Below are 24,157 nucleotides of genomic sequence, written 5' to 3'. Positions count from 1 at the left end.
TTAACTACAGTTATACTCTTTTAAGAAGTGGTTACAAAGCGCCAGAATTTCATCAGGCGTCTTTTCCAAACCATGAATGGAAAAAATAACTTCTTCTTTTTTCGTTTTATCTATAATGCTAAGATGATGTCGTGGTACCGTATAGGTTGTTGATCCGGTGCCATCAGTAGGGCTCATGGTATATTCTTTGTAATAAATCACTAATCTGAATCCTGTTATATTTTCCCAGAGAAGTCGTTTTTCTGCTCCAGCCTTGAATTTTTGCAGAAAGGCAAAGCTGTCATAGATACTTTTACTTGGAGATAGTACCAAACCTTCATCCGATATCTTCATTGCTGCTTTTAAAGGGATTTTAGTCGCAATAAAATTGATGAATGAAGGAAGAAGAAAAACTATTGCAATTATACCATACGTTAAAAGGTCATATTTATTCCTGGCCGTAAATATCGCATATAAATACCATGTAACTGGTATTGACACTGCCAAAAGGCATCCAAGGCTTGCTTCTATATTAGCGTCAGTGGATCTTTTTATGATGATGGGTTCCATTTGCAAATAGGGGCACTTTAATTATTGTTATCATAAATTTATGCCACAAGGCAATCATTTGCAGGTTTTAACCAACTACACAACAGCTACTGATCTTTAAAGAGAGGCTACAATACGTCTACATAATTGTAAAAAAGCCGTCGTCATAAATAAATGAGGCGGTCTTTTCATTATATAGGGCTCTCTGTTTTACACAAATAGTATAAAAAAAGAAGAAGCTGCCTCGTTTATGAGACAGCTTCTTCAATTACATAAGCACAGAACCACTCAATCCATCTTTTGTCCTACTTTCCTGTAACCCAGGTAGAAGAACAGTGGGAACACCAGCAGCGTGAGCACGGTGGCAGTGATCAAGCCACCAATTACTACTATCGCCAAGGGTTTGGAAGTCTCAGAACCAATACCTTTGGATAACGCTGCTGGCAATAAGCCAATAGCTGCCATCAACGCTGTCATGACCACAGGGCGTACCCTCGTACGTACCCCATCCCGTATTGCTATTTCAAGAGTGTGATGATTAAATTCATGCCGCTTCACCATTTGCATGTTGTTCTTGAATACCGATATCAGTATCACCCCGTTTTGTATACAGATACCGAACAATGCAATGAATCCGATACCGGCTGAGATACTGAAATTAGTCCCTGATATCAATAACGCGGCAATTCCCCCAATGATGGCAAATGGTACGTTCAGTAACACCATACCGGCATCCTTTACGTTTCCGAACATGACAAACAAGATAAGAAAAATAATCAGTAGACTGATAGGCACCACCTGCGTCAAACGTTTCGTAGCTCGCTGCTGGTTTTCAAAGTCACCAGCCCACTGCATTTCATAGCCTTTGTCCAGTTTAACCTGTTTGTCAACTTTGCCCTGGGCTTCTGCAATAACGCTACCCATATCACGCCCCCGGATAGAAAATTTAACGGCCGTATATCTTCTGTTATCGTCCCTGAAAATGATACTAGGCCCTGTTAATGTACGGATTGTGGCAATGTTCTTAATAGGCACCCGCGCACCGCGTAGGGTAGGGACCATTAAATTACTGATTGCTTCTGCGTTGTTGCGGTATTGCTCTTCATAACGTAAACGCAATTGGAATTTGCGCTCTCCTTCATAGATCTGCGTGATAGCCTTACCGCCGATCGCCATTTCAATGATAGCGTTCGCATCCGCTGTAGTAACGCCATAAAGGGCCATTTTATTTTCATCAAGATCAATTCTCATCTCTGGCTGACCAATATTTCTGATCACACCCAGATCTTCTACGCCCTGAATGTTCTTCATGATGTCATATACCTGGTTGGCCTTAGCCTCCGTATAAGTAAGGCTGTCCCCATATATCTTCACACAAAGGGAGCCTTTTACCCCCGATACCGCCTCTTCCACATTATCCATGATAGGCTGGGAGAAGTTCAGGTTCACACCCGGGTACACTTCCAGCTGCTTCTGCATCTTGTCGATCAACTCTTCTTTCGACAGGCCGCTCTTCCATTGTTTCTTCGGATAGATATCAACATGGAATTCAATGTTATAGAAACCTGTTGCATCCGTACCGTCATTCGGACGGCCCGTCTGCGACATTACCTGCTTCACTTCCGGGAATGCCAGGATAATGCGGCGCATCTTGTTAGCCAATACTTTAGATTCATCCAGCGATACACTCAGCGGACAGGTAGCACGGATATAAATCGCTCCTTCATCCAGTTCGGGCAGGAATTCACTTCCCAGGAACTTGAACATGAACAGGCCAACTGCCACCAGCGCTGTTGCTATAATGAGCGTAATGCGCTTATGACGGTAGGTGCGCGAAAAGAGCTTCATCACACCGGAAGTAATCCCTTCTACAAAGATATTGTGTTTCTCCCGTACATTCTTCCTTAGCAGGATGCTACTTAGCAGGGGGATCAGCGTCAGTGTCAGCAACAGGGCGCCCAACAATGCAAAACCCAGTGTCCAGGCCAGGGGAGAGAACATCTTACCTTCCACTTTCTCAAAAGAGAAGATTGGCAGCAAACCGGCAATGATGATCAGTTTGGAGAAGAAGATAGCCTTGCCCAGCTCTCCGCCGGTATTTTTGATCAGCCCTAGTTTGGATAGCTTATTGAAGCGTTCCATTCCCAGCTGATGCTGCTTATGATCCAGCAATACAAATATCCCTTCCACCATCACGACGGCGCCGTCAATGATGATACCGAAGTCTATCGCCCCCATCGATAACAGGTTGGCAGACATCCCTTTGAGTGTCAGGCAGATAAAGGCAAACAACAAGGCAAGTGGTATCACGATCGCCACAATAACAGTAGTACGCCAGTCGGCCATGAACAGGAACACGATCACAGTTACAAAGATGATCCCTTCCAGCATGTTATGTAATACCGTATGCGTAGCAAACTCTATCAGGTTGTCGCGGTTGTAGAAAGTATTGATCTTCACATCGGCGGGCAATACTTTTTCATTCAGATAATTGATCCTTTCCTCTACACGTTTGATCACCTCACTGGGGTTTTCTCCCTTACGCATCACAATAATGCCTTCCACCACATCATTCTGCTTATCGCGGCCTACCTGTCCCAGACGAGGCAGATTGGATACCGCCACCTGCGCAATATCCTTTACCAGGATAGGTGTATTGTTGATGTTATCTACAATGATATTGCCTATCTCTTCCGCATTGTTCAGCAGGCCGATACCGCGTACCACATAGGCCTGTGAATTATCTACAATCACATCCCCGCCAACATTGATATTACTTTTGGAGATGGCATTGTAAACGTCCAGCGGCGTAATATCATAGGAAGCAAGTTTCTGCGGATTGACAGTGATCTCATAGGTCTTCACTTCACCACCAAAGCTTACCACATCGCCAACACCCGGTACATTCAGCAAACGGCGTTCTATCACCCAGTCCTGTAATGTTTTGAGTTCCTTTACTGTTTTGGTCTTGCTCTCCAGCGTATAACGGAAGATCTCTCCTGTAGGTCCTGTAGGCGGCTGTACATCAGGTTCAGCGCCTTCAGGTAGTTCCACGTCTCGTAAGAGGTTGTTAACCTGCGCACGCGCAAAAGGATCATCTACATTATCATCAAAGATCACTTTCACTACAGACAGTCCAAATACAGTAGTAGAACGCACGGACGTCTTTTTCTGTACAGGGTTCATGGCTATTTCAATGGGAACGGTCACAAACTTCTCTACTTCCTCCGCACTTCTGCCCGGCCATTGTGTAATGATAGTGATCTGTGTATTCGTTACATCCGGGAATGCTTCAATAGGTATATTTTTGAATGCTAAGACGCCCCATACAATCAGGACAACGGTAGCAAAACCTATGAAGAGCCTGTTCTTCAGCGAAAAGGCAATGACTGATTTTATTATTTTCTGCATGAGATCCGGCTTGGCTAGTTAAGGTTAAGGGCATCATAGATAAAGACCTGTGAACTGGTCACCACCTGTTCACCTTCCTGCAGACCGGTAATAAAGGCGCGGTCTTCAATCCTGCGCAACAGGTTGATTTCCCGTATTTCCAGGCCTGTGGGTTTCTTTACTATTACATACTGTTTACTGTTGTCCATCACCATTGCTTTGGCTGGAATACTAAGGATAGCGCCCGTTGGTTTGGCACTCACCTTCACAGTTGCAAACATCTCAGGTTTCAGTTCACCAGTGGCATTCGGCATGCTGATACGTACCTGCATGGTGCGGTTGGCAGGGTCCAGTACATTATATACCTTATCTATTTTGCCTGTATATTCTTTATCAGGATTAGCCAGGGTTCTAACCTGCACCTCATCGCCGAGACGGATATTCGCAATGTCTGATTCATATACATTGGCGATGATCCATACGGTAGAAAGATCGGCAATGGTGAACAGGTTGCTGCTGTTATCCTGGCGTACTTCAGAATTGTTGGAGATGTTCTTCTCGATCACATAACCGCTGATAGGCGCTTTCAGCGTATACGCAGCGCTGTTGCCACCGGTGATATTAGCAACCTGGCGGGCCCTGTTCAGTTCTGATTGCGCTTTCTTGTATTCTATCTGGGCAGCCAGGTAATCCTGCTGTGTAGCCAGATTGCCTTCGAAGAGGGATTTCTGTGTCTCCATATTCTTCTTGGCCATCTCGACGCTGGATTCTGCAATAGATACATCGTTGGTGATACCGGCTACTTCAGAGCTTTGCAGTACCGCCAGCACCTGGCCCTGTTTTACATAGTCGCCCAGCTCTACGTGCACACTTTTGATCTTACCGCTTACCAGGGCATATACCTTGGATTCTTTGCTTTCATCCGGCTGGATCTTACCATTCAGTTTGATGTTCTCTGATGGTTCTTCCATCACAGCGGGAGCCGTTTCCACATGCTTGAACAGGCTGTCGGAGATGGCAGGATCGTCTTTTTTAACTTCCGGTTCATGTGAGCCGCAGGCTGACAGCATGCATACAAAAGCAAGGGGAAGAATATATATGATAAAAGGTTTCATGACTATTTCTGTTATTATTTATTGAACAAAGTTTTACCGATCGCGAAGTTGAGAGTCTCTATCGCCTGCATCCTGTCATTCTGCAGCTGATTGAGCTGAAGGATGTTCTCTTTATAGGAATCGTAGAAGTCTGTAAGCTCCAGCAGGCTGATATTCTTCTTCATGAAATTGTCTGTAATGCTATGCAGCAATTGCTCAAACTGTCCGCGGAATGCAGGATCTACAGATTCCAGCATCTTATCGGTATTAATAGCTTTTACATAGGCGGTCTGTACTTCATTCTCTACGGCCTGTGTCTGCTGTTGTACCAGTAGTTTCGTCTGGTCAACACTGAACTTTGCGGCCTTGATATTGCCCTGGTTGCGGTTGAAGAATGGCAGGTCTATGCCCATATTCAGGAAGGAGGCGTTGTTCACAAAACTGCCTCTCTTGTCAAAGCTGGCGCCCAACGTAAGATCGGGTACTGCTATGGCTTTCTGCAGACTGTAATTCTGCTGGTTGTACAGCAGGTTATTCTGTGCCAGCATGAGGTCCTGCCGGTTGGCATATGCGCTGTCCACCAGGCTTTGTAAACTTGTTTGCCGTACTTCAGGAATACCGGTGATGGCATTGTCTGGCATGTCAGGCGCAAACCAGGAATGATTATTCTGTAGCAGCAACTGCAGATCTGCTTCCAGGTCACTCACCTGGTTCTGCAGATTGGTGCGTTCTGCCCGGAGACTGTACAACAAAGAGCGCAGACGTACTGCATCTTTGAGTGTTACAAGTCCTCTCTGCTGCAGATCTTTATAAGTAGCATCCATCTTCTCCAGGGAAGCGATCTGCTCTTCATATGCTTTCATGGAACTCTGCAGGTAATACGCCTGGTAGAAGTTACTACGCAGGGTGAACCTCAGTGTGCGCAGGAGGTCGAAGAAGGCATTCTCCGCCATATCCGCATTGGTACGCGCCAGCCGTACCTGTTTGTTCCTTTTCCCTGCCAGGGAGATCAGTTGTTGTATACCAATCTCATACTGGCCCGTCTGATTACTGATGTCGAAGAATTTCTTTCTGTCTGGATTATAGAGGTTACCGCTAAGGGTAAGATTAGGATTGTTATACAACCGTGCCTGAATGATCTGTGCCTTTGCTATTGAGACATTATACTTTTCCGCCAGCAGCTGCAGGTTCCTTTCAAGGAACTGTTTTTCGGCATCCTGGAGAGTGATGTGTAAGGTATCCTGCGCCTTGGCTGTAATACCGGCAGCAAGAAGTAACAGACAGCAGGTAAGGATCCGGAAAAGTGATGCTACATTTAAGTCCTTACTAGACATATAGAATCGTTTATTGTAATGTTTGTATGAAATGGTTTATGAAGAGATCAACAATACAGGCACATAAAGGTTTATAGTCAGTCATTGAAGACTGCCATAGGTACTCGCATGCAGAGATCTTTTAAAGTAATATGTGGGTATTAAGCCTTGGGAGGGGGCGTGAGGATATCGTAGGCTATATTGTTGATCTTCTGTACCAGCGCCCGGGGATAAGCAATTGCCAGATCAGTGGTGGAGGGGTCTTCCCTGGTGAGGATGATCTGCTGCGCATTAGGAAGATAACTGGTAATACCGTCACCCGTAAAGTAATGTGCAAGGTCATCGTCCTCATCCTGTCCGGAAACATCCGTGTTGTCCAGCATTACATCGTTAATCAATTCGAAAAAAGTATTGATGTCGTTGATCTGGCGTCCACAGGCGTCATATACGTCTTTCTCATCCGTTACCGGAATGAACATCGTCGTGTTGATGTGAATAAAGAGTAATATGTATGCAAAAAGCCTGATCATAGTATTTCTGATACAAATATATATTTGAGTATGTAGATAATGCCCTGCCTTAAGGAAGTTTAAGGCCATTTTAATCGGATTTTAACTGTAGAGCAGAGATGTTGCAGGGTGAAACAGGAGCTTTAGGGAGGTGTAATTATACGCAGGTTGCAGGATGTTAAATGCCTGTTCTTATCGGTTTGAGATATCAATGCCCTGTTTCGGTGCTTAATATGTAAAGTCAATCCTGAATCTCCACAATAGAACTGTAAAGTTTTTCTGTATTAAGACATTTACCGCTTTTATCTCGCTTAGATAACGCTTAGATAACGCTAATCCTACGTTAATGCTACGTTCATGAACGTAAGATTAACGTAGGATTAGCGTTATCTAAGCGTTATCTAAGCGAAGTATAACCGAAGCTTTGTCCAAAGAGAAACCTGATTGGCCTATATCTGGTGTTCGTGGGTTATGGTTGTGCTTAATGTGCTGTAAATCTATTTGTTATAGTGTGTTTCGGCGCGGTAAAAATCAGTATTTACCGCATATCTTTTCTTCAGTTTTCTATTTAGCTTTGCGATGTAATCGTAATCGTTCTTACGAATCTTCCCGAATTAGTTTCGCATCGTTTTAGAAAAATCCGCGTTATCAGCGCGTCCAGATAAATATACATTTCCTTAGTGGGGCGGGCGCCGACTGCTTCTGTATTACTAAGTGAAATGACCAGGAGAAATTTTAATAAGAGACTATATAACCAGATCATTCGCTACGATCAGCTCCGTTGGGAGCTGCAGTGTTTGTAGCGCGGGGTGCAACCCCGGGAATGTAATGATAACCCCGGCATTCCGGCGACCTAACACATCCAGTCCTTTAAGATCCTGTTGATCTTTTCAAATTCAATGAGGAACCCATCGTGGCCATAAGTAGAATCTATCTCATGATAGGTGGCCTGGGGGATATGCTGAGAGAGGAACAGCTGTTCTTCCGGCGGACAAAGAATATCGCTTGTGATACCCACGATCAGGGCGGGCTGGGAGATGAGGGTAAGCGCTCCTGCCAGGTCTGTGTTGCGACCACGGGATATATTGTGGCTGTCCATCGCCTTGGAAAGTAGCCAGTAGGACTGGGCATTGAAGCGTTTCACCAGTTTGTCGCCCTGGTATTCGATATAGGAAGAAGCCCTGAAAAGATCGGTTTTTTCGTTATCAGGGTCTGACTGTGTACGTACGAAGGTCTGGTAGTTGCGGTAGGTTAGCATACCGATAGCGCGGGCCGCCTTTAAGCCTTTAGCGCCTGCGGCATAGTTATCTTCCCGCCAGGTGTTGTCGGCCTCGATAGCCAGGCGCTGTGCCGTATGGATGGCAATACTCCAGGCGCTTTCTGAGGCGCCGGTGCAAAGCAGGCCGAGACGCGAGATAACTGCCGGTTCCAGTAAAGCCCATTCCAGGGCCTGATAACCGCCCATAGAACCACCCAGCAACAGTTTTACCTGCTGTATGCCCAGGTGTTGACGCAGCAATACGTGGGCACTCACCATATCCCGTATTGTTACCTTCGGGAAGGAATGGAAATATGGCTGGCCGGTAGCGGGATTGGGGGAAAGCGGACCAGAGGTGCCATAACAGGACCCCAGGATATTGGCGCAGACAATAAAGTCTTTCTCAGGATCAATCGCCTGACCAGGGCCAATCAGCCCCTTCCACCAGTCCATCACGTCTGAATTGGCCGTCAGGGCATGACAGATCCATACCACATTGTTGCCTGTGCTGTTCAGCGTACCATAAGTATGATATGCAACGTGCAATTCCGGCAGGACGGCGCCGGATTCTAAGGTAAATGGCTGTTTATGATGGAAATTATGTACTGTCAATGCCCCTGAAAAATTTGCGCAAAGCTAAGTTAAAAAATGCTTAATGCATAATGACCTTGAGATAAGGGGGTATTTGGGATTTGCCTTCGGGAGAAGTATCTTTGATAAATAATTTAGCTACAAATGAAGATATCGCTACAGAGAATAGATGATGCGTTCAACATGGAAGCAGTTGACCAGAATGGACACAAGGTTTTAATGGATTCTTCCGTAGAGAACGGGGGAAAGAACAATGGCGTAAGACCCATGCAGATGCTGCTGATGGGACTGGGTGGTTGTTCTGCCATTGACGTGGCCATGATCCTGAAGAAACAACGCCAGGAAGTGACCGATTTCCGTATAGAGATAGACGGGGAAAGAGAAAAAGGCAAGGAGCCTTCCATCTGGGAAAAGGTACACGTGATATTTCATCTCAGTGGCGACATCGATCCTGATAAGGCAGCCCGCGCTGTGGAGCTCTCCATGACTAAATATTGTTCCGTTGCGGAAACCCTGCGCAGGGCAGGAGGAGACCTCACCTGGGAAACAAGAGTGAACGGGTAATCACTACAATGATAAAAAGGGCCGGACAGGTATATGATGACCTGAATGGCTGATTATTCTTATCAATCAATATATCAACGCAAGCAGATGGAGAAAAACCAATACCGTCCGGAGACCAATGCAGTAAGGATACAGACAGAAAAGACCTGGCAGATGGAACACTCTACGCCGCTCTTTCTGACTTCCAGCTTCACGTATGACAATGCGGAAGAAATGCGCGCCACCTTTGCGGATGAAACGGATAATAATATCTACACCCGTTTCAGCAACCCGAACGTGGATGAATTTGTAGATAAAGTATGTGCCCTGGAAGGTGCTGAAGCCGGATATGCCACTGCTTCTGGTATGAGTGCGGTATTTGCCAGCTTTATGGCGCTGATGAACGCCGGAGATCACCTGGTATCTGCCAGTTCTATCTTTGGGTCTACCCATACCGTGATCACTAAGTTCCTCCCTAAATGGGGCATTGAATACAGTTATTTCGATATCAATAAACCCGAAACCGTTGAAGCGCTGATCAAGCCTAATACAAAGATGATCTTCGTGGAAACGCCTTCCAACCCGGGGCTGGAAATAATAGATCTGAGCCTGCTGGCGCAGATCGCCAACAAACATAATATCATTCTCAACGTAGACAACTGCTTTGCCACACCGGTACTGCAGCGTCCTATTGCTGATGGTGCACATATCGTAACCCACTCTGCCACCAAATGGATGGATGGACAGGGACGTGTACTGGGCGGCGTTGTAGTGGGCAAAAAGGAACTGATCAAAGAGATCTACTCCTTCTGCCGCAGCACTGGTCCGGCGATGTCTCCGTTCAATGCCTGGGTGCTGAGCAAAAGCCTGGAAACATTACATATCCGTATGGCCCGCCATTCAGAAAGTGCATTGGCGCTGGCGAAGGCACTGGAAGGCAATCCGCATATCACCTGGGTGAAATACCCGATGCTGGAAAGTCACCCGCAACATGCTATCGCCAAAAAACAGATGAGTGGCGGCGGTGGTATTGTCTGCTTCGAACTGAAAGGCGGTCTGCAGAGCGGTACCCGCTTCCTGGATGCGCTGAAGATGCTGACACTCACGGCTAACCTGGGCGACAGCAGAAGTATCGCTTCCCATCCTGCCAGCACTACGCATGCTAAACTGACTGACGAAGAACGTGGGAAAGTTGGTATCACACCCGGAATGATCCGCATCTCTGTAGGATTGGAAAATATCCAGGACATCCTGGAAGACATCCTTCAGGCACTGGAACAAAGCAAATAATCTGATATAATACCAGGAAGTGCCAGTGGTGCTTCCCGGTATTATAACTCAGGAGAAGTGCCGGTGGTACTTCCCGGTATGCTGACTCAGGGGAAGACTCGTGGTGATAGCCCCTTTAGGGGTTTTTGTGTTTGTAGCCCCGGGTGACAACCCGGAAAAACGTATATCGATCCGCCGCGGCGGGCCGCGTGTTTGTAGCCCGGGCAGATCAGCCCCGAAATATTACGATCCGCTAATATTTTCTTATCTTCCCATATATGAAATCCGTACCTCGTTTTATCCTCATTATTGTGCTCAGCTTCCTGGGCGGTTATTTCTTTTCATGGTGGACCGTGGCCGTAGCGGCATTCCTGGTAGCCGTGCTGATACCATTGCCTCCCTTACGCTCTTTCCTGAATGGTTTTATTGCCGTATTCCTGTTATGGCTGGCGCTGGCATTCTTTAAAGACATCCAGAACGATCATATCCTGGCTAATAGAATGAGTGAACTGATCATCAAAGTAAAGAACCCGATCCTGATCGGCCTGGTCAGTGCATTCATTGGCGGCCTGGTAGCTGGTCTGGGAGGACTGACAGGCAGTTATCTGCGCTATAAGAAAAAAGCAGTTGCCTGAGATCGCCTGTCTCTATTGCCACTTACCTGTTAAAATTGAGATAAAAGCACTGCCGCATACCCGCGTGTTCCCCGTAAACAGTATATTTATCTGGTAGAATCGTCCACAGGAGGAGCGGGAACTTATTACCTATAATTATCCGATATGCCCAAAGCGTTACTAGCCTTTATTTTCCTTTTCATTTCTTACCATACCCAGGCAGGTATCATACGGGGCAAAGTGACCAATGAAAAGCAGGAATCGCTACCTTTTGCCTCCGTATTCATAAAGGGAACAACCAATGGTACCACCACCAATTCAGCAGGCCAGTTCCATCTTGATGTACCGGCAGGGACCTACATATTGGTCTGCCAGTATATGGGATATAAAAAGGAAGAGAAGCAGGTAACGGTTACAGCCGCTGACCAGGAGATCAATTTTATCCTTGCCCCGCTCAGTCTTCAGATTAAAGAGGTAGTAGTAAAATCAGGCGGAGAAGACCCCGCCTATGCCATTATCCGTCAGGCGATTAAAAAACGCTCTTTCTACCTGGACCAGGTAAAAGAGTATACCTGTAACGACTATATCAAAGGCATTTTTAAGATGCGGGATATGCCCAATAGTTTCCTGGGACAGAAGATAGACAAGGATGACCTGGACGATATGGGACTCGATTCTAATAAGCGGGGCGTATTATTTCTGTCAGAATCTGTCACTAAAGTAGCCGTCAAAAGACCGGATGATGTGAAAGTAGAAGTGTTGTCGGCCCGCCAGAGCGGGGGAGGGTTTGGGTTTAGCTTTCCGGCCTTCATTGATTTCTACGAGAATAACGTGACCGCCATGGTCTCCCAGTTCAATAAGCGGGGCTTTATATCACCCATTGCCGAAAACGCGCTGTTCTACTATAAATATAGACTGGAAGGCGTCTTCCAGGACGACGGTAAAACAGTGAATAAGATAAAAGTGATTCCCCGCCGTAAATATGAGCCGCTGTTCTCTGGTTATATTTTTATCACGGATGATGACTGGCGCATTCACAGTGTCGACATGATGGTGACACAGGAATACCAGCTGGAGATCATGGATACCCTGCATATCACCCAGATACATGTACCTGTGAATGCAGACGTATGGCGTACAAAAGATCAGGTCATCAACATAACGATCAAACAGTTTGGCTTCAATGTAGTGGGCAGCTTTGTAAATGTATATTCCAATTATAACCTGACACCCAATTTTCAGAAGAAATATTTCGACCGGACTATTATGCGCTATGATACCGCTTTTGACAGGAAACAACTGGCCTATTGGGATAGCGTACGCCCGGTGCCGCTGGAACCGGAAGAAGTGTCAGATTTCCACAAAAAAGACAGTATCGCCCGCAACCGGAAAGACAGTGCACAATCTGCCTGGAGACTGGACACACTACGCAGCAGGCAGAAACCCATTAATCCCCTGAAACTACTTTACAGCACCGGAGGGATAGAACATAAATACTATTTTAAACGGGATACCGGTATTTATTATCACCTCCTGGAAATGAAGTCATTACTGACCCAGGTTGAATATAATACCGTAGAAGGGATATCTGTTAACCTGGAGCCCAGGCTGACATTTGACCTGCCTCAAAAGCAGGAACTGAGGATCATTCCCCGCATAAGATATGGCTTCAGTAATACCCATCTGAACGCATATACGTACCTGTCATGGAACAAGGAAGCAAAATTGGCAGGACGCTATGGAGACAATACCTGGACGATAGGAGGAGGGAAACGCATCTCCCAGTTTAATCGCGATAATCCTATTGCTCCGATCGCGAACATCTTTTATACTTTGTTGTTCAAGGACAACTACATGAAGTTGTATGAGAACTGGTTCGGAGAGCTGCGTTTCAAACGCAGGTTTGAAAGCAGTGCCACTATTACAGCGGGGATCTCTTATGAAGACAGGATACCGGTGGAAAACACTACGGATTACAGTTTCAGGAAAGATAGCAGCAAACATTTCCTGCCCAATCATCCCTATGAACTGGCCGCCATTCCTTTTAACCGGAATCAGGCGCTGGTACTGAACCTGGCGTTTTCCTTCCAACCCGGACAACGGTTTATTGAACTGCCGGACCGGAAGGTGGCTATTGGTTCAAAATACCCGGTATTCCGCATAGGGTACAGCAAGGGTATTCCTGACATAGCCGGCAGCGACGCTAATTTCGACAAATGGAACTTTGAAGTACGGGACAACATCAACCTGAAACTTTTCGGGGAATTTCAGTACCGTTTTGGGGCGGGTGGATTCCTCAATAGTCAACATGTGGACATACCCGATTTCCAGCATTTCAACGGTAACCAGACTTTTTATAACATCAAATACCTGAATAGCTTTCAGCTGGCGCCATACTACCGGTATAGCAATACGGCCTCCCTTTACGGAACGGCGAATGTAGAGCATCACTTTAACGGATTGCTGACCAATAAGATACCTTTATTCAATCGTTTGAAATGGAACCTTGTGGCAGGGTCAAATGCTTTTTATATTAATCGTGATAACAATTATGTAGAAGTTTTTGCGGGCCTGGAAAATATTCTGAAAGTGATCCGCGTTGATGTAATTGCAGGATATCAGAGTAAAGACGATACCCGGATCGGGGTGAGGGTTGGTTTCGGGGGATTGTTCGGCGGCCTGGTAAAACCACAACAGGATGAAACGGTGCAATAAAAAAAGGGAAAGCCGTTTTGACTTTCCCCTGCTTGCCTAAAATCTTTCCTTTCTTGCTTTATAGCTTTCTTTGGGATCACGGTCATAGAAGTAAGCTAGTAAACGGTAAATCCATAAACCTACTATAAAATAAAGGATGTAGAGAAGAACTGTACTCATAATTCACATTTTTGGGTTAATCTGATTTGCTTGTCCGATACCTTAATTTCAAAAAGGATGCCAAGTCTTATCATTATTTTATATACGATAATAATCAAATAGTTATAAAGGATGGGATATGTTCATAGTTCCCTGAACAATTTCCCTCGTTTACACGTTGTAGTAAATGTAAAACATATTTTGAGCCAGTTTACCTGTGTATCGTATAACATTTTCATGTGAATTTCTAACTTAACTATCCCCCATGAAAAGAATTGCAATAATCGCCTTTGTTCTTGGTATTTTAATGGCAACCCTGGCCTATGTAGCAGAAGTGAATGACTGGAATGGCCTGCCTGAATACCTCACCGTAGGGTTTGCCGGGTATGTATTGATTATCAGTGCTACAGCCTATTATCTGACAAGTATCCTGTACGAGTGGTCCAGGGAAACAGAGACCTGGCAGGGAGAACTCTGAGAATTTTATTACCTTTGCGGCGCCGAGCCAGTTTTAGAAGTTGAGACAGACTTTTAGGCATACTTTTCAGGTCTGTCTGTTAAAACTCAATGCTGGTAAGGCGATAACTGAAATTTTGCTCACAAGGCAAGTGTTCTTAAAATTTCTTTACGCAAAATGGCATTACACAACAGAGTATCCGCCGCCGAACTGAAGGTACGGCTGGCTGCCGAGACATTCCGGCGCGTCACTACATCATTCTACCAGTACGCAAAGATCGAAGATCCCAACGCTTTCCGTGACGAACTATACCAGCGGCTCTTTGTCCTGGGCGTCTTTGGCCGCATCTACGTGGCGCACGAAGGCATCAACGCACAGATCAGCATTCCCGAACACAATTTTGAGGCTTTCCGGGACACCCTTTATTCTTATTCTTTCCTCAACGGCATTCGTCTGAACATTGCAGTCGACGATGATGGTAAATCTTTCTGGGTACTGAAGATCAAGGTCCGCGACAAGATTGTTGCAGACGGCATAGAAGATCCTACTTTCGACATGTTTACAAAAGGTAAGTACCTGGATGCGAAGAGCTTCAACGAGCTGACTAATGATCCTGATACAATAGTGGTGGACATGCGTAATCACTATGAATATGAAGTAGGGCATTTCGAGAACGCTATAGAAGTGCCTTCTGATACTTTCCGCGAACAGCTGCCTATGGCGGTTGACATGCTGAAAGACCAGAAAGATAAGAATATTGTGATGTACTGCACGGGTGGTATCCGCTGTGAAAAAGCATCCGCATATATGCTGCACAACGGTTTCAAAAATGTATTCCACCTGGAAGGCGGTATTATTGAATACACTAATAAGGCAAAGGCCCAGGGACTTCCTCTGAAGTTCAAAGGCAAGAACTTTGTATTTGACGATAGGCTGGGAGAACGCATCACAGAAGAAGTGATTGCTCAATGCCATCAGTGTGGTAAACCCTGCGATACCCATACCAACTGTAAGAACGATGGTTGTCACCTGTTGTTCATCCAGTGCGATGAATGTGCTGCTAAATATGAAGGCACCTGCAGTGATGAGTGCCATACGGTGCTACAGATGTCTCCTGAACAACAGGAAGAGCTGCGGAAAGGAGTAGATAAGGGAACAATGTTCTTCAATAAATCCAGGCAAAGATTAAGGCCCAGGTTGGGAGAAAAATAAGATCCTCGTCAGGAGCTGTGTGTTTGTAGCCCGGGGTGAAACCCCGGGGACAAAAAAAACCGCCCCGCGTTGTTTCTTCTGCGGCGGGGCGGAGTAATTGAGCATGTAGAACAGTTCAAACAAATGTAAACACCTGTAAGAGCTGCATTAGCATGTCCATTCTATCAACCTATATGCGAACTAAAACCCTATTGATCAGCGTTAATTATCACTCAGTGCTTCGTATATCTGTTGCTGATGTGCAGATATAACATTTTCACCCGCATTCAATCCTCTGAGGATATAGATAATATCACCGGTAGTCGTATACGTTTGTACTTCCCTTACCTGGATATTGTATTTATCTTTGAACACCAGCACGAAATTCTTACTGTGGTCTGCTATTACCGCCGCCTCCGGAATGGCTATCATGTCATCGCCCTGATTGCAATGAACGATTACAGCCGCTTTCATCTCAGGTTTGAGTAATGCTTCCGGAATAGCCAGTAGTATATCCAAACGTCCAGCTGATGAATCCTTTGCCGGATAGACCGTCTCCACTTTTCCATAAAACACTTTTTCGGGAAGGCTTTCTGTAAGAATTTCGGCTTCATATCCCTCTTTCACATTCTTCAGATCAGCCTTTGCTACATCTATCAGTACATCCGTCTGGCGGGCATTCCGGTTGTTCCGGATTATTTTTCCCGGCAGCTGTAACTCCTTTTGTACGGGTTTCAGACTGGCGGTGTCTATTCTGATCGTCTTCAGCATTGTATCACTCAGCACAAAGGTCTTTTTTTGGGCTCCTCCATCAATCTCGGGATGCTTACATGCTGTCAGGCAAAGGCTGGCAACAAATAAGACGAGGATGAAGGAGATGCATTTCATGACGTATTTCAGAATTAAGGCAAAGCTCCGCAATCCTACTTAAAGTGGGCTTTAAACACAATTAAAAAGTCATTAAAATGTGGTGGGAATGGACATCTTATTGATGCCTGTGAGGTAAAACGACAGTAAAAGTAGTGCCTTGTCCCGGTACAGACGCTACAGAAATCTGGCCCTTATGCAGCAGGACGATCCTTTTGCAGATGGAAAGTCCCAGGCCATGACCACGTACCTGGTGTGAATTGGAGCCCCTGTAGAAGGGTTCGAAGATCTTCTCCAGATCTTCCGGGGCTATACCCATGCCAGTGTCTTTTACCTGCACCTGAATATCGGTGGGGCTAAAGTCGATGGTGACGTAGGTGGTATTGTCTGAGGAGAACTTCAATGCATTGTCCAGCAGGTTCAGGAAGAGCACCTTGAGCAGGCTTTCATTACCCTCGCAGATCAGTTCTGTATCCAGCTCCGGCTCTTTCAGGAAACGGATGTCAACCCGGGGAGATTTATGAGGCTCTGCACCAGGGGTAGCCGGGGCGCGCTTTAGTTTGATCAGGTTGCCCATTTCCAGCAGCAGTTCGTCTATCCTGACTTCCATAAAGACAAATTGCTGTTCATCCAGCCCTGATTGCGCCAGCTGTAATAGTCCGTTGCTCAGGTCTGACAGGTGCTGTGCATCTTCAAGTACCGATGTCAGGGTATCCTGGTATACCTCCTTGCTTCTTTCTTTGGACAATGCCACCTGTAGCTGGCTGATGATGGACGCCAGCGGAGTTCTCAGCTCGTGCGAGGCATTGCTTACAAAACTCTTCTGCAGGTCAAAGGCATTGCTCAGGCGCTTCAGCATGGTATTGAAATTGGCGCCCAGCTGGGCGATTTCATCCCTACCTTTAGCATCTACTGTTATACCCTGGAGGTTGTTGGCATTGATAGTCTGCACCTGTGTTACCAGGTTGTCAATGGGGCGCACCATTCCTCTTGCAAAGAAATAGCCGACTACCACCAGTAGTATAACTGCCACAATGATCTCTATAATGAGGATCTGCCGCAGGTTCTGCAGGTTCTGAAAGCCGTATTTGTCAAAGGAAGTGACCAGTACGATCACCGAGACTTTGCCTTCTGTATAATATACGCCTACCAGCTCACCATTATCACGCTCATGACTATACTCACCGTTCTTTCTGATATAGTCCAGCAGGTGGCGGGAGGTACGGATGGCGGTATCTTTTACATTGGAATAAAGCAGGTCGTAAGCAGGATCGTATACGAGGATGGTTTCTTTATATAGGTCCTGGAAGGTGGTTTTGTCCAGTTTACGCAGCAGGTCCACTTTTACGCGGTCATCTTCAATGATCACATTGGCAATAGAGCGGGCACGGTATTCCAGGCGTTCCAGGTATTCCGCTTTACGGGACTGTGCAGAGAAATAGTAAGCCAGGATGGCGAAAGTATTCAGCAGTACAAATGCTGAAATAGAATAGGAGAGCGCTATTTTATATTTGATCTTCACTCTTCGGCAAGGTAATATCCCATTCCTGTTTTTGTATGGAGCAGCTTATTATCAAAGTCTTTGTCGATCTTCTTCCGCAGGAAGTTCATATATACTTCTATTACGTTGGTACCGGTATCAAAGTCGATATCCCAGACCTTTTCGGCGATCACCAGTTTGGAAATTACTTTTCCTTTGTGCAGGGCGAGGAATTCCAGGAGCTGGTATTCTTTGGCGGTCAGGGCGATCTTTTTACCGGCCCTGGTTACTTCCTTTTTCTCCCGGTCTATTTCCAGGTCGCCGATCACGATCTTATATTGCGTATTTTCCTGTACTTCGGAACCCGCACGTTTCAGGAATACCCTGATGCGGGCCATCAGTTCCCGGAAGTCGAAGGGTTTCACAAGGTAATCGTCTGCTCCCAGCTCAAAGGCCTGCATTTTATCGTCCATGCCGCCAAGGGCAGTGAGCATGATGATCGGTATGGCGTTATTCTTCCGGCGGATCACCTCACATACTTCGTAACCGTTGGCATGGGGCAGGTTCAGGTCCAGGATCACCAGGTCGTAGTTATTGCTGGCGCCCAGGCTTTTGCCCATTCTGCCGTCATAGGCAACATCGACTTCAAAGCCGTTCTCTTCTAAACCCTTTTTCACGGTATTAGCCACTTTGATTTCGTCTTCTACTACGAGTATGCGTTGCATATGTTATATTCCAGTTAGTTCGCTGTGTTGAAGATACGAGTTCTGCTGATATATTAAGTTGTTCTATTTCGGGCAGTTGTTGCGGTTTGCCTGGCGCTTGCTGCTTGCTGCTTGGGCGCTTGCTGCGGTTTCAGGTGGGACCCCGGGCTGTATCCCTTTTCGAGGTCCTTGCTATGCAGCTTTAGCAAGCGTATTGGCTTTTGAATATCTATATAACTCCCGTCAAGCGTATCAGCACTCTCAAAGGGATAAGGCCCTTGGGTCTCCACCTGAAACCTCCTCGTTAAGAGCCCTCCAATTGATAGTTGACCATCTGACTGTACAGCTTTCACATCGGACTCATTTCCCAGTAGCTTATCAAACGCTGTCTCAGTGCTTCATTTTACCTGATAGTTGGCCGTCTGACTGCGTAGCTTTCACATCAGACTTAGTTCCGGTAGCTTATCAAACGCTTTCTCAAATGTTGCATTCCAATAAATAGCAGCCCATCTAACCGCGTAACTCCTTGCATCCTGCATCAGCCTTCCAGCTCCATCAGTTTCTCGAAAGCCTTCTCATAGTCCTCGTTCACCTGTTTCAATTCCTTACCCAGTTGAGCGTATTCAGATTCCAGCTGCTGGAAGCGCTTTTTGTCTGAATAGGTCTGAGGGTCGTTCATGGAAGTTTCCAGGGCAGTCTTCTTTTCATTAAGACGGGCCAGTTGTTCCTCCAGTTGCTGGAACTGACGTTTATGCTTTTGTAACTCCTTCTGTTTGTCCTTGTCTATAGGAGTGTTCTTCTGTTGGCTGTTGCTGCTGTTATTGCTACTATTATTATTACCGGTGTTCTTATTGTTATTGTTGCCGCTGTTGTTGTTGGCGTTATTGTTATTCGCTGGCCGCTCGGTCTTTAAGTCTTTTTTTTTTGAGTCGTTGGCGTTCTTGTCGGAAGTAGCCAGGAGTTTGGCGTTTTCTGCCTGACGCTTTTTGTACTCTTCCCATTCTGCATAGGTACCCTTGAATTCCTTGATCTCGCCGTCTACGATCTCCCAGATCTTGTTGGCCGTCTGGCTGACGAAGTAACGGTCGTGGGACACCAGTACATAGGTGCCGTCATATTGTGCCAGGGCGTCAATCAGCATCTGCACAGAGTTCATATCCAGGTGGTTCGTCGGCTCATCCAGCAGCAGGAAGTTGGCCTGGCTGATGATGGTTTTGGCCAGTGCAACACGTGCTTTTTCACCTCCGGACAGGATCTTGATCTTCTTGTAAACATCATCGCCGGTAAAGAGGAAACAACCGAGGAGGGCGCGGAGTTCCACTTCTGAACGGCCGCTGCCGAAGTTTTTGAGTTCATCCAGGATCTCACTGCTCAGGTCCAGACTTTCCAGCTGGTGCTGGGCATAGAAGCTGGGCACTACGTTATGGCCGCCGATGCGTTCACCTTCCATTGGTTCTGCACCTGCTATCACACGGAGCAGGGTGGATTTACCCTTACCGTTCGCACCGATCAGGGCTATCTTGTCGCCACGGTTGATTTCAGCGCTGGCGCCCTCGAGGATGGTGAGTTTACCGAAACGTTTGGTCACATTGTTCAGCGTAGTAATGATCTTACCGGGTATTCTGTCAGGGGTAAAGTTGATACGGATCTTGGAAGGTCCATTATCTACCTGTTCTACTCTTTCCAGTTTGTCGAGGCGTTTGGCAATACTTTGTGCCTGGGCAGCTTTAGAGGCTTTTGCTTTAAAGCGCTCAATGAAGCGTTCCTGTTGGCGGATGTAATCCTGCTGGTTCTCGTAAGCACTCTGCTGCATTTCACGGCGCAGTTCCTTTTCCTGCTCATAGTCTTCGTAGTTACCCGCGTAGTGGTGTAACTGCTGCTGATACAGTTCTACTATTTTATTGACCATCCTGTCCAGGAAATAACGGTCGTGCGATACAATGATCACGGCGCCGCTGTAGCTCTGAAGGTATTTCTCCAGCCATTCGATGGAAGGGAGGTCAAGGTGGTTCGTCGGTTCATCGAGCATCAGCACATCCGGCTGCTGCAGGATCAGTTTAGCCAGCAGCACGCGCATGCGCCAGCCTCCGGAGAACTGGCTGTAGGGACGTTCCAGGTCGGCTGTGGAGAAGCCGAGGCCTTCCAGTACCTGGGCGGTCTTATGCCGCATATTGTAACCGTCAAGGACTTCAAATTCATGCAGTTTGTCTGCATATTCCATCAGTAATGCTTCTGCCTCGTTGGTTTCCAGTTCTTTAGTGATGCGTTCCAACTCTTTTTCCAGTCGCAGGGCTTGCTCAAAGGCGGTCATACCCACGTTCAGGATAGATTCATCAGATTCGAAGCTGAGCAGGTCCTGGTTGAAGAACCCGAGAGAGAGGTTTTTGATCTTGTTTACACTTCCTTTCGAAACGGTGTATTCACCATTGATCACGCGTAAAATGGTAGATTTACCAGTACCATTCAATCCGATCAGACCCACACGGTCGCCCGGTACAATATGCCATGAAGCGTTTTCAACGATGGCCCTTGCGCCAAACTCAAAAGTTATATCCTGTAGTGCGATTAGCATTGCTAAATAAAATTGAAGGTGCAAAGGTAGTGCTTTTCGGGGAGAGTCCATAGCCCGGTGAGCAGTTCTATCGACTGTTTCGATTATCTTTGGACGCAAAAGCAAAATAAAACATGAGGTCAGCTATAATTCTGGTTATCACCGCATTCTTTGCCTGTAATGAAGCCGCCAAACAACCCGCGGCCACCCAGGCGGACAGTGGTCCGCTGAAAGCACCCTATGCCACCGAATTCTATGATTCCCTGCAAATAACCATGGATGCCTATTATGACCTCACCGATGGGCTGTCGCAGGAGAATACTACCTATACTGACAAATGGGCCACTATCCTGAAGCAGCATATAGACAGTCTTCCACTGGGCATGCTCCAGATGGATTCTGCAAAACTGGGGGCTATCCGCACGGCTACCGGGAGTATCAGTGCGGAACTGGCTGGATTGCTGGGAGAAAAGGACCTGGAAGCAAAAAGAGCTGGTTTTGAGGCGGTGTCCGATATGTTGTATGATATCGTCCAGACCACAGGACTAAAGGGAAAGACCATCTACCGGCAATACTGCCCTATGGCATTCAATGACCGGGGAGCGTACTGGCTGAGCAGGAGCAGCAAGCGCCAGAATCCCTACTTTGGCAACGGAATGCTGGGCTGTGTGGAGGTTACAGACAGTTTACGCTATTAAGAATGCCACCTGAGGTAAGAATGCAGTGAGGGCCATTACATTTGATATACAAAAATGCCGTCATTTTTCTTAACTTCGCAAGCCAATTTTATCGGCTATTTAAAATCAATATAAAAGCAACACAGCAATAGCTGTAGGTTAACAGCTCAAATCGTATGATCAACATTACATTACCGGATGGCGCAGTTCGTCAGTATGAAGCAGGAGTAACTGCAATGGATGTTGCCAAATCCATCAGCGAGGGATTGGCACGTAAAGTTTTGGCCGCAAAATTTAATGGTCAGGTGACGGATGCGTCCCGGCCAATTACAACGGATGGCACGCTGCAGTTACTGACATGGACAGATACGGATGGTAAGGCTACCATGTGGCACTCTTCTGCCCACCTCATGGCAGAAGCGCTGGAAGCACTGTATCCCGGGGTGAAATTTGGTATCGGGCCCGCTATCGAGAACGGGTTCTACTACGATATTGACCTGGGAGGCCGCAGCATTTCCGATGAGGATCTGCAGAAGATCGGCGATAAGATGGCTGAACTGGCTAAAAAGAACAGCACTTACGAACGCCGTGAAGTAAGCAAAGCAGATGCCGAGAAATATTTCACCGAAAAGAACGATGAGTACAAGCTGGAACTGATCAGAGACCTGCAGGACGGTACCATCTCTTTCTATACACAGGGTAATTTTACAGACCTTTGCCGTGGGCCTCACATCCCAAGCACAGGGTTTATCAAGGCTATCAAGCTGACCAACATTGCCGGCGCCTACTGGCGTGGTAATGAGAAGAACAAGATGCTGACCCGCATTTACGGTATCACTTTCCCTACGCAGAAAGAGCTGGACGATTACCTGCACCTGATAGAGGAGGCAAAAAAACGTGACCACCGTAAGCTGGGTAAAGAGCTGGAGCTGTTCACCTTCTCAGAAAAGGTGGGCCTGGGACTGCCTCTGTGGCTGCCAAAAGGCGCCATGCTGCGTGAACGCCTGCAGAGTTTCCTGCAGAAAGCACAGATCGAAGCCGGTTATATGCCGGTAGTAACACCGCATATCGGTAACAAGCAACTGTATGTTACTTCCGGTCACTACGAGAAATATGGTAAAGACAGCTTCCAGGCTATCCATACGCCGGAAGAAGGCGAGGAGTTCATGCTGAAACCTATGAACTGCCCTCACCACTGTGAGATCTATAAAGCCAGCCCGAAGAGCTATAAAGACCTGCCGGTACGCTTTGCGGAGTTCGGTACTGTATACCGTTACGAACAGCATGGTGAACTGCATGGTCTGACCCGTGTACGTGGCTTTACGCAGGATGACGCGCACCTTTTCTGCCGTCCCGACCAGGTGAAGGCAGAATTCATCAAGGTGATCGACCTGGTACTGTACGTATTCGCCAGCCTGAATTTTACTGATTATACCGCCCAGATCTCCCTGCGCGACCAGGAAGACAGGTCAAAATATATCGGATCAGAGGAAAACTGGAACCTGGCGGAACAGGCTATTATCGAGTCAGCTGCTGAAAAAGGCCTGAATACGGTAGTAGAATACGGTGAAGCCGCGTTCTATGGCCCGAAACTGGACTTCATGGTAAAAGACGCCCTGGGCCGTAAATGGCAATTGGGTACCATCCAGGTAGATTACAATCTGCCTGAACGTTTTGAGCTGGAGTATGTAGGTGCAGATAATCAGAAGCACCGCCCGGTAATGATCCACCGTGCGCCATTCGGCTCGCTGGAGCGTTTCATAGCGGTACTGATAGAACATTGCGCCGGTAAATTCCCGCTGTGGCTCACACCTACCCAGGTGAAGATCCTGCCTATCAGTGACAAGAATCAGGCTTATGCAGAAAAAGTAGCAGAATTGCTAAAAAATGCGGAAATTCGCGCAGAAATAGATGACCGCAACGAGAAGATAGGGAAAAAGATCAGGGAAACTGAACTTGCAAAAATTCCTTATATGCTCGTATTAGGTGAGAAGGAGACTGCTGAAGGCAAAGTTGCGGTACGCAGACAAGCTAAAGGCGACCTCGGTGCAATGGACCTGGAACAGTTCATGGCGCTGGTAAAAGAAGAAGTAGTCAGCAGGAGGCCATTCGAATAAGTCATTTCTCTACAAAAGATCATAAAATATATTTTTAACTAATTGAACTTTTGTATTTTCGGGTACGTTAATTGCTTTTATAGTCCATAGACGACAGATGCACGTCTGCAGATGCAATCCTCCCGACGGAAGATAAATCATTAAGACTTTG

18 protein-coding genes are annotated in these 24,157 nt (G+C 46.6%); 8 read left to right on the top strand and 10 right to left on the bottom strand.

Going from position 1 to position 24,157, the window contains the following annotated elements:
* From F3I09_RS30070 to metX, 6 genes are all read right to left on the bottom strand, one after another.
* Positions 1 to 549 carry a hypothetical protein gene (locus F3I09_RS30070; RefSeq protein ID WP_149698760.1) on the bottom strand — a complete coding sequence of 183 codons (549 nt, stop codon included), beginning with the start codon at positions 547 to 549 and terminating at the stop codon, positions 1 to 3.
* A gap of 267 nt (positions 550 to 816) precedes the next feature.
* Positions 817 to 3,939, bottom strand: a complete 3,123-nt coding sequence (locus tag F3I09_RS30065) for an efflux RND transporter permease subunit (RefSeq protein WP_149698759.1) — start codon at positions 3,937 to 3,939, stop codon at positions 817 to 819.
* Between the two features lie 14 nt (positions 3,940 to 3,953).
* Complete coding sequence (locus F3I09_RS30060) at positions 3,954 to 5,033, bottom strand: efflux RND transporter periplasmic adaptor subunit (protein WP_149698758.1); 1,080 nt, start codon at positions 5,031 to 5,033, stop codon at positions 3,954 to 3,956.
* A gap of 14 nt (positions 5,034 to 5,047) precedes the next feature.
* Entirely contained in the window at positions 5,048 to 6,346 is a 1,299-nt protein-coding gene (locus tag F3I09_RS30055; RefSeq protein WP_149698757.1) for a TolC family protein, read from the bottom strand.
* 140 nt (positions 6,347 to 6,486) lie between these two features.
* Complete coding sequence (locus F3I09_RS30050) at positions 6,487 to 6,855, bottom strand: hypothetical protein (RefSeq protein ID WP_149698756.1); 369 nt, start codon at positions 6,853 to 6,855, stop codon at positions 6,487 to 6,489.
* Between the two features lie 832 nt (positions 6,856 to 7,687).
* Complete coding sequence (gene metX, locus F3I09_RS30045; protein ID WP_149698755.1) at positions 7,688 to 8,704, bottom strand: homoserine O-acetyltransferase; 1,017 nt, start codon at positions 8,702 to 8,704, stop codon at positions 7,688 to 7,690.
* A gap of 123 nt (positions 8,705 to 8,827) precedes the next feature.
* Here metX and F3I09_RS30040 point away from each other — a divergent pair, with 123 nt between their 5' ends.
* From F3I09_RS30040 to F3I09_RS30015, 6 genes are all read left to right on the top strand, one after another.
* Positions 8,828 to 9,247 (top strand): OsmC family protein, encoded by a 420-nt coding sequence (locus F3I09_RS30040; protein WP_149698754.1) that lies wholly within the window; start codon positions 8,828 to 8,830, stop codon positions 9,245 to 9,247.
* 87 nt (positions 9,248 to 9,334) lie between these two features.
* The gene (locus F3I09_RS30035) at positions 9,335 to 10,516 is read left to right on the top strand and encodes a PLP-dependent aspartate aminotransferase family protein (protein ID WP_149698753.1); all 1,182 of its coding nucleotides are present in this window, start codon (positions 9,335 to 9,337) and stop codon (positions 10,514 to 10,516) included.
* 257 nt (positions 10,517 to 10,773) lie between these two features.
* Entirely contained in the window at positions 10,774 to 11,130 is a 357-nt protein-coding gene (locus F3I09_RS30030; RefSeq protein ID WP_149698752.1) for a hypothetical protein, read from the top strand.
* Between the two features lie 144 nt (positions 11,131 to 11,274).
* Positions 11,275 to 13,824, top strand: coding sequence for a DUF5686 and carboxypeptidase regulatory-like domain-containing protein (locus F3I09_RS30025; RefSeq protein ID WP_149698751.1), 2,550 nt, complete (start codon positions 11,275 to 11,277; stop codon positions 13,822 to 13,824).
* A 403-nt stretch (positions 13,825 to 14,227) separates the two neighbouring features.
* The gene (locus F3I09_RS30020) at positions 14,228 to 14,440 is read left to right on the top strand and encodes a hypothetical protein (RefSeq protein ID WP_149698750.1); all 213 of its coding nucleotides are present in this window, start codon (positions 14,228 to 14,230) and stop codon (positions 14,438 to 14,440) included.
* A 156-nt stretch (positions 14,441 to 14,596) separates the two neighbouring features.
* Entirely contained in the window at positions 14,597 to 15,631 is a 1,035-nt protein-coding gene (locus tag F3I09_RS30015; protein WP_149698749.1) for a rhodanese-related sulfurtransferase, read from the top strand.
* Positions 15,632 to 15,832: 201 nt separating this feature from the next.
* Here the strand turns inward: F3I09_RS30015 and F3I09_RS30010 are convergent, their stop codons facing one another.
* From F3I09_RS30010 to F3I09_RS29995, 4 genes are all read right to left on the bottom strand, one after another.
* Positions 15,833 to 16,498: an efflux RND transporter periplasmic adaptor subunit gene (locus F3I09_RS30010; RefSeq protein WP_149698748.1), complete on the bottom strand. Its 666-nt coding sequence runs from the start codon at positions 16,496 to 16,498 to the stop codon at positions 15,833 to 15,835.
* A 97-nt stretch (positions 16,499 to 16,595) separates the two neighbouring features.
* Positions 16,596 to 17,999 (bottom strand): cell wall metabolism sensor histidine kinase WalK, encoded by a 1,404-nt coding sequence (locus F3I09_RS30005; protein ID WP_149698747.1) that lies wholly within the window; start codon positions 17,997 to 17,999, stop codon positions 16,596 to 16,598.
* A complete protein-coding gene (locus F3I09_RS30000) occupies positions 17,996 to 18,682 on the bottom strand; it encodes a response regulator transcription factor (protein ID WP_089836354.1) in 687 nt (228 codons plus the stop codon). The genes F3I09_RS30005 and F3I09_RS30000 overlap by 4 nt, the downstream gene beginning before the upstream one ends.
* A 517-nt stretch (positions 18,683 to 19,199) precedes the next feature.
* On the bottom strand, positions 19,200 to 21,233 hold the full coding sequence (locus F3I09_RS29995) for an ABC-F family ATP-binding cassette domain-containing protein (RefSeq protein ID WP_149698746.1): 2,034 nt from the start codon (positions 21,231 to 21,233) through the stop codon (positions 19,200 to 19,202).
* Positions 21,234 to 21,346: 113 nt separating this feature from the next.
* On the opposite strand from F3I09_RS29995, the gene F3I09_RS29990 reads away from it, so the two are divergent.
* Both F3I09_RS29990 and thrS read left to right on the top strand, forming a co-directional pair.
* Entirely contained in the window at positions 21,347 to 21,910 is a 564-nt protein-coding gene (locus F3I09_RS29990; RefSeq protein ID WP_149698745.1) for a DUF3347 domain-containing protein, read from the top strand.
* 155 nt (positions 21,911 to 22,065) lie between these two features.
* The gene (gene thrS / locus F3I09_RS29985; protein ID WP_149698744.1) at positions 22,066 to 24,006 is read left to right on the top strand and encodes a threonine--tRNA ligase; all 1,941 of its coding nucleotides are present in this window, start codon (positions 22,066 to 22,068) and stop codon (positions 24,004 to 24,006) included.
* Positions 24,007 to 24,157 lie beyond the last annotated feature (151 nt).

The organism is Chitinophaga sp. CF418 (assembly GCF_900142925.1).
Lineage (GTDB): Bacteria > Bacteroidota > Bacteroidia > Chitinophagales > Chitinophagaceae > Chitinophaga.
The sequence above is the reverse complement of the archived record's forward strand: the minus strand, read 5'-3'. Positions and strand labels throughout refer to the sequence as shown.

What these genes read in the sequence shown, in the direction of transcription:
- F3I09_RS30040 (WP_149698754.1), top strand. Translation starts at nt 8,828, where the DNA reads ATGAAGATATCGCTACAGAGAATAGATGATGCGTTCAACATGGAAGCA.
- F3I09_RS30025 (WP_149698751.1), top strand. Translation starts at nt 11,275, where the DNA reads ATGCCCAAAGCGTTACTAGCCTTTATTTTCCTTTTCATTTCTTACCAT.
- F3I09_RS30010 (WP_149698748.1), bottom strand. Translation starts at nt 16,498, where the DNA reads ATGAAATGCATCTCCTTCATCCTCGTCTTATTTGTTGCCAGCCTTTGC.
- F3I09_RS29990 (WP_149698745.1), top strand. Translation starts at nt 21,347, where the DNA reads ATGAGGTCAGCTATAATTCTGGTTATCACCGCATTCTTTGCCTGTAAT.
- F3I09_RS30070 (WP_149698760.1), bottom strand. Translation starts at nt 549, where the DNA reads ATGGAACCCATCATCATAAAAAGATCCACTGACGCTAATATAGAAGCA.
- F3I09_RS30060 (WP_149698758.1), bottom strand. Translation starts at nt 5,033, where the DNA reads ATGAAACCTTTTATCATATATATTCTTCCCCTTGCTTTTGTATGCATG.
- F3I09_RS30000 (WP_089836354.1), bottom strand. Translation starts at nt 18,682, where the DNA reads ATGCAACGCATACTCGTAGTAGAAGACGAAATCAAAGTGGCTAATACC.
- F3I09_RS30050 (WP_149698756.1), bottom strand. Translation starts at nt 6,855, where the DNA reads ATGATCAGGCTTTTTGCATACATATTACTCTTTATTCACATCAACACG.
- F3I09_RS30035 (WP_149698753.1), top strand. Translation starts at nt 9,335, where the DNA reads ATGGAGAAAAACCAATACCGTCCGGAGACCAATGCAGTAAGGATACAG.
- F3I09_RS29995 (WP_149698746.1), bottom strand. Translation starts at nt 21,233, where the DNA reads ATGCTAATCGCACTACAGGATATAACTTTTGAGTTTGGCGCAAGGGCC.
- F3I09_RS30020 (WP_149698750.1), top strand. Translation starts at nt 14,228, where the DNA reads ATGAAAAGAATTGCAATAATCGCCTTTGTTCTTGGTATTTTAATGGCA.
- F3I09_RS30065 (WP_149698759.1), bottom strand. Translation starts at nt 3,939, where the DNA reads ATGCAGAAAATAATAAAATCAGTCATTGCCTTTTCGCTGAAGAACAGG.
- F3I09_RS30030 (WP_149698752.1), top strand. Translation starts at nt 10,774, where the DNA reads ATGAAATCCGTACCTCGTTTTATCCTCATTATTGTGCTCAGCTTCCTG.
- F3I09_RS30015 (WP_149698749.1), top strand. Translation starts at nt 14,597, where the DNA reads ATGGCATTACACAACAGAGTATCCGCCGCCGAACTGAAGGTACGGCTG.
- thrS (WP_149698744.1), top strand. Translation starts at nt 22,066, where the DNA reads ATGATCAACATTACATTACCGGATGGCGCAGTTCGTCAGTATGAAGCA.
- F3I09_RS30055 (WP_149698757.1), bottom strand. Translation starts at nt 6,346, where the DNA reads ATGTCTAGTAAGGACTTAAATGTAGCATCACTTTTCCGGATCCTTACC.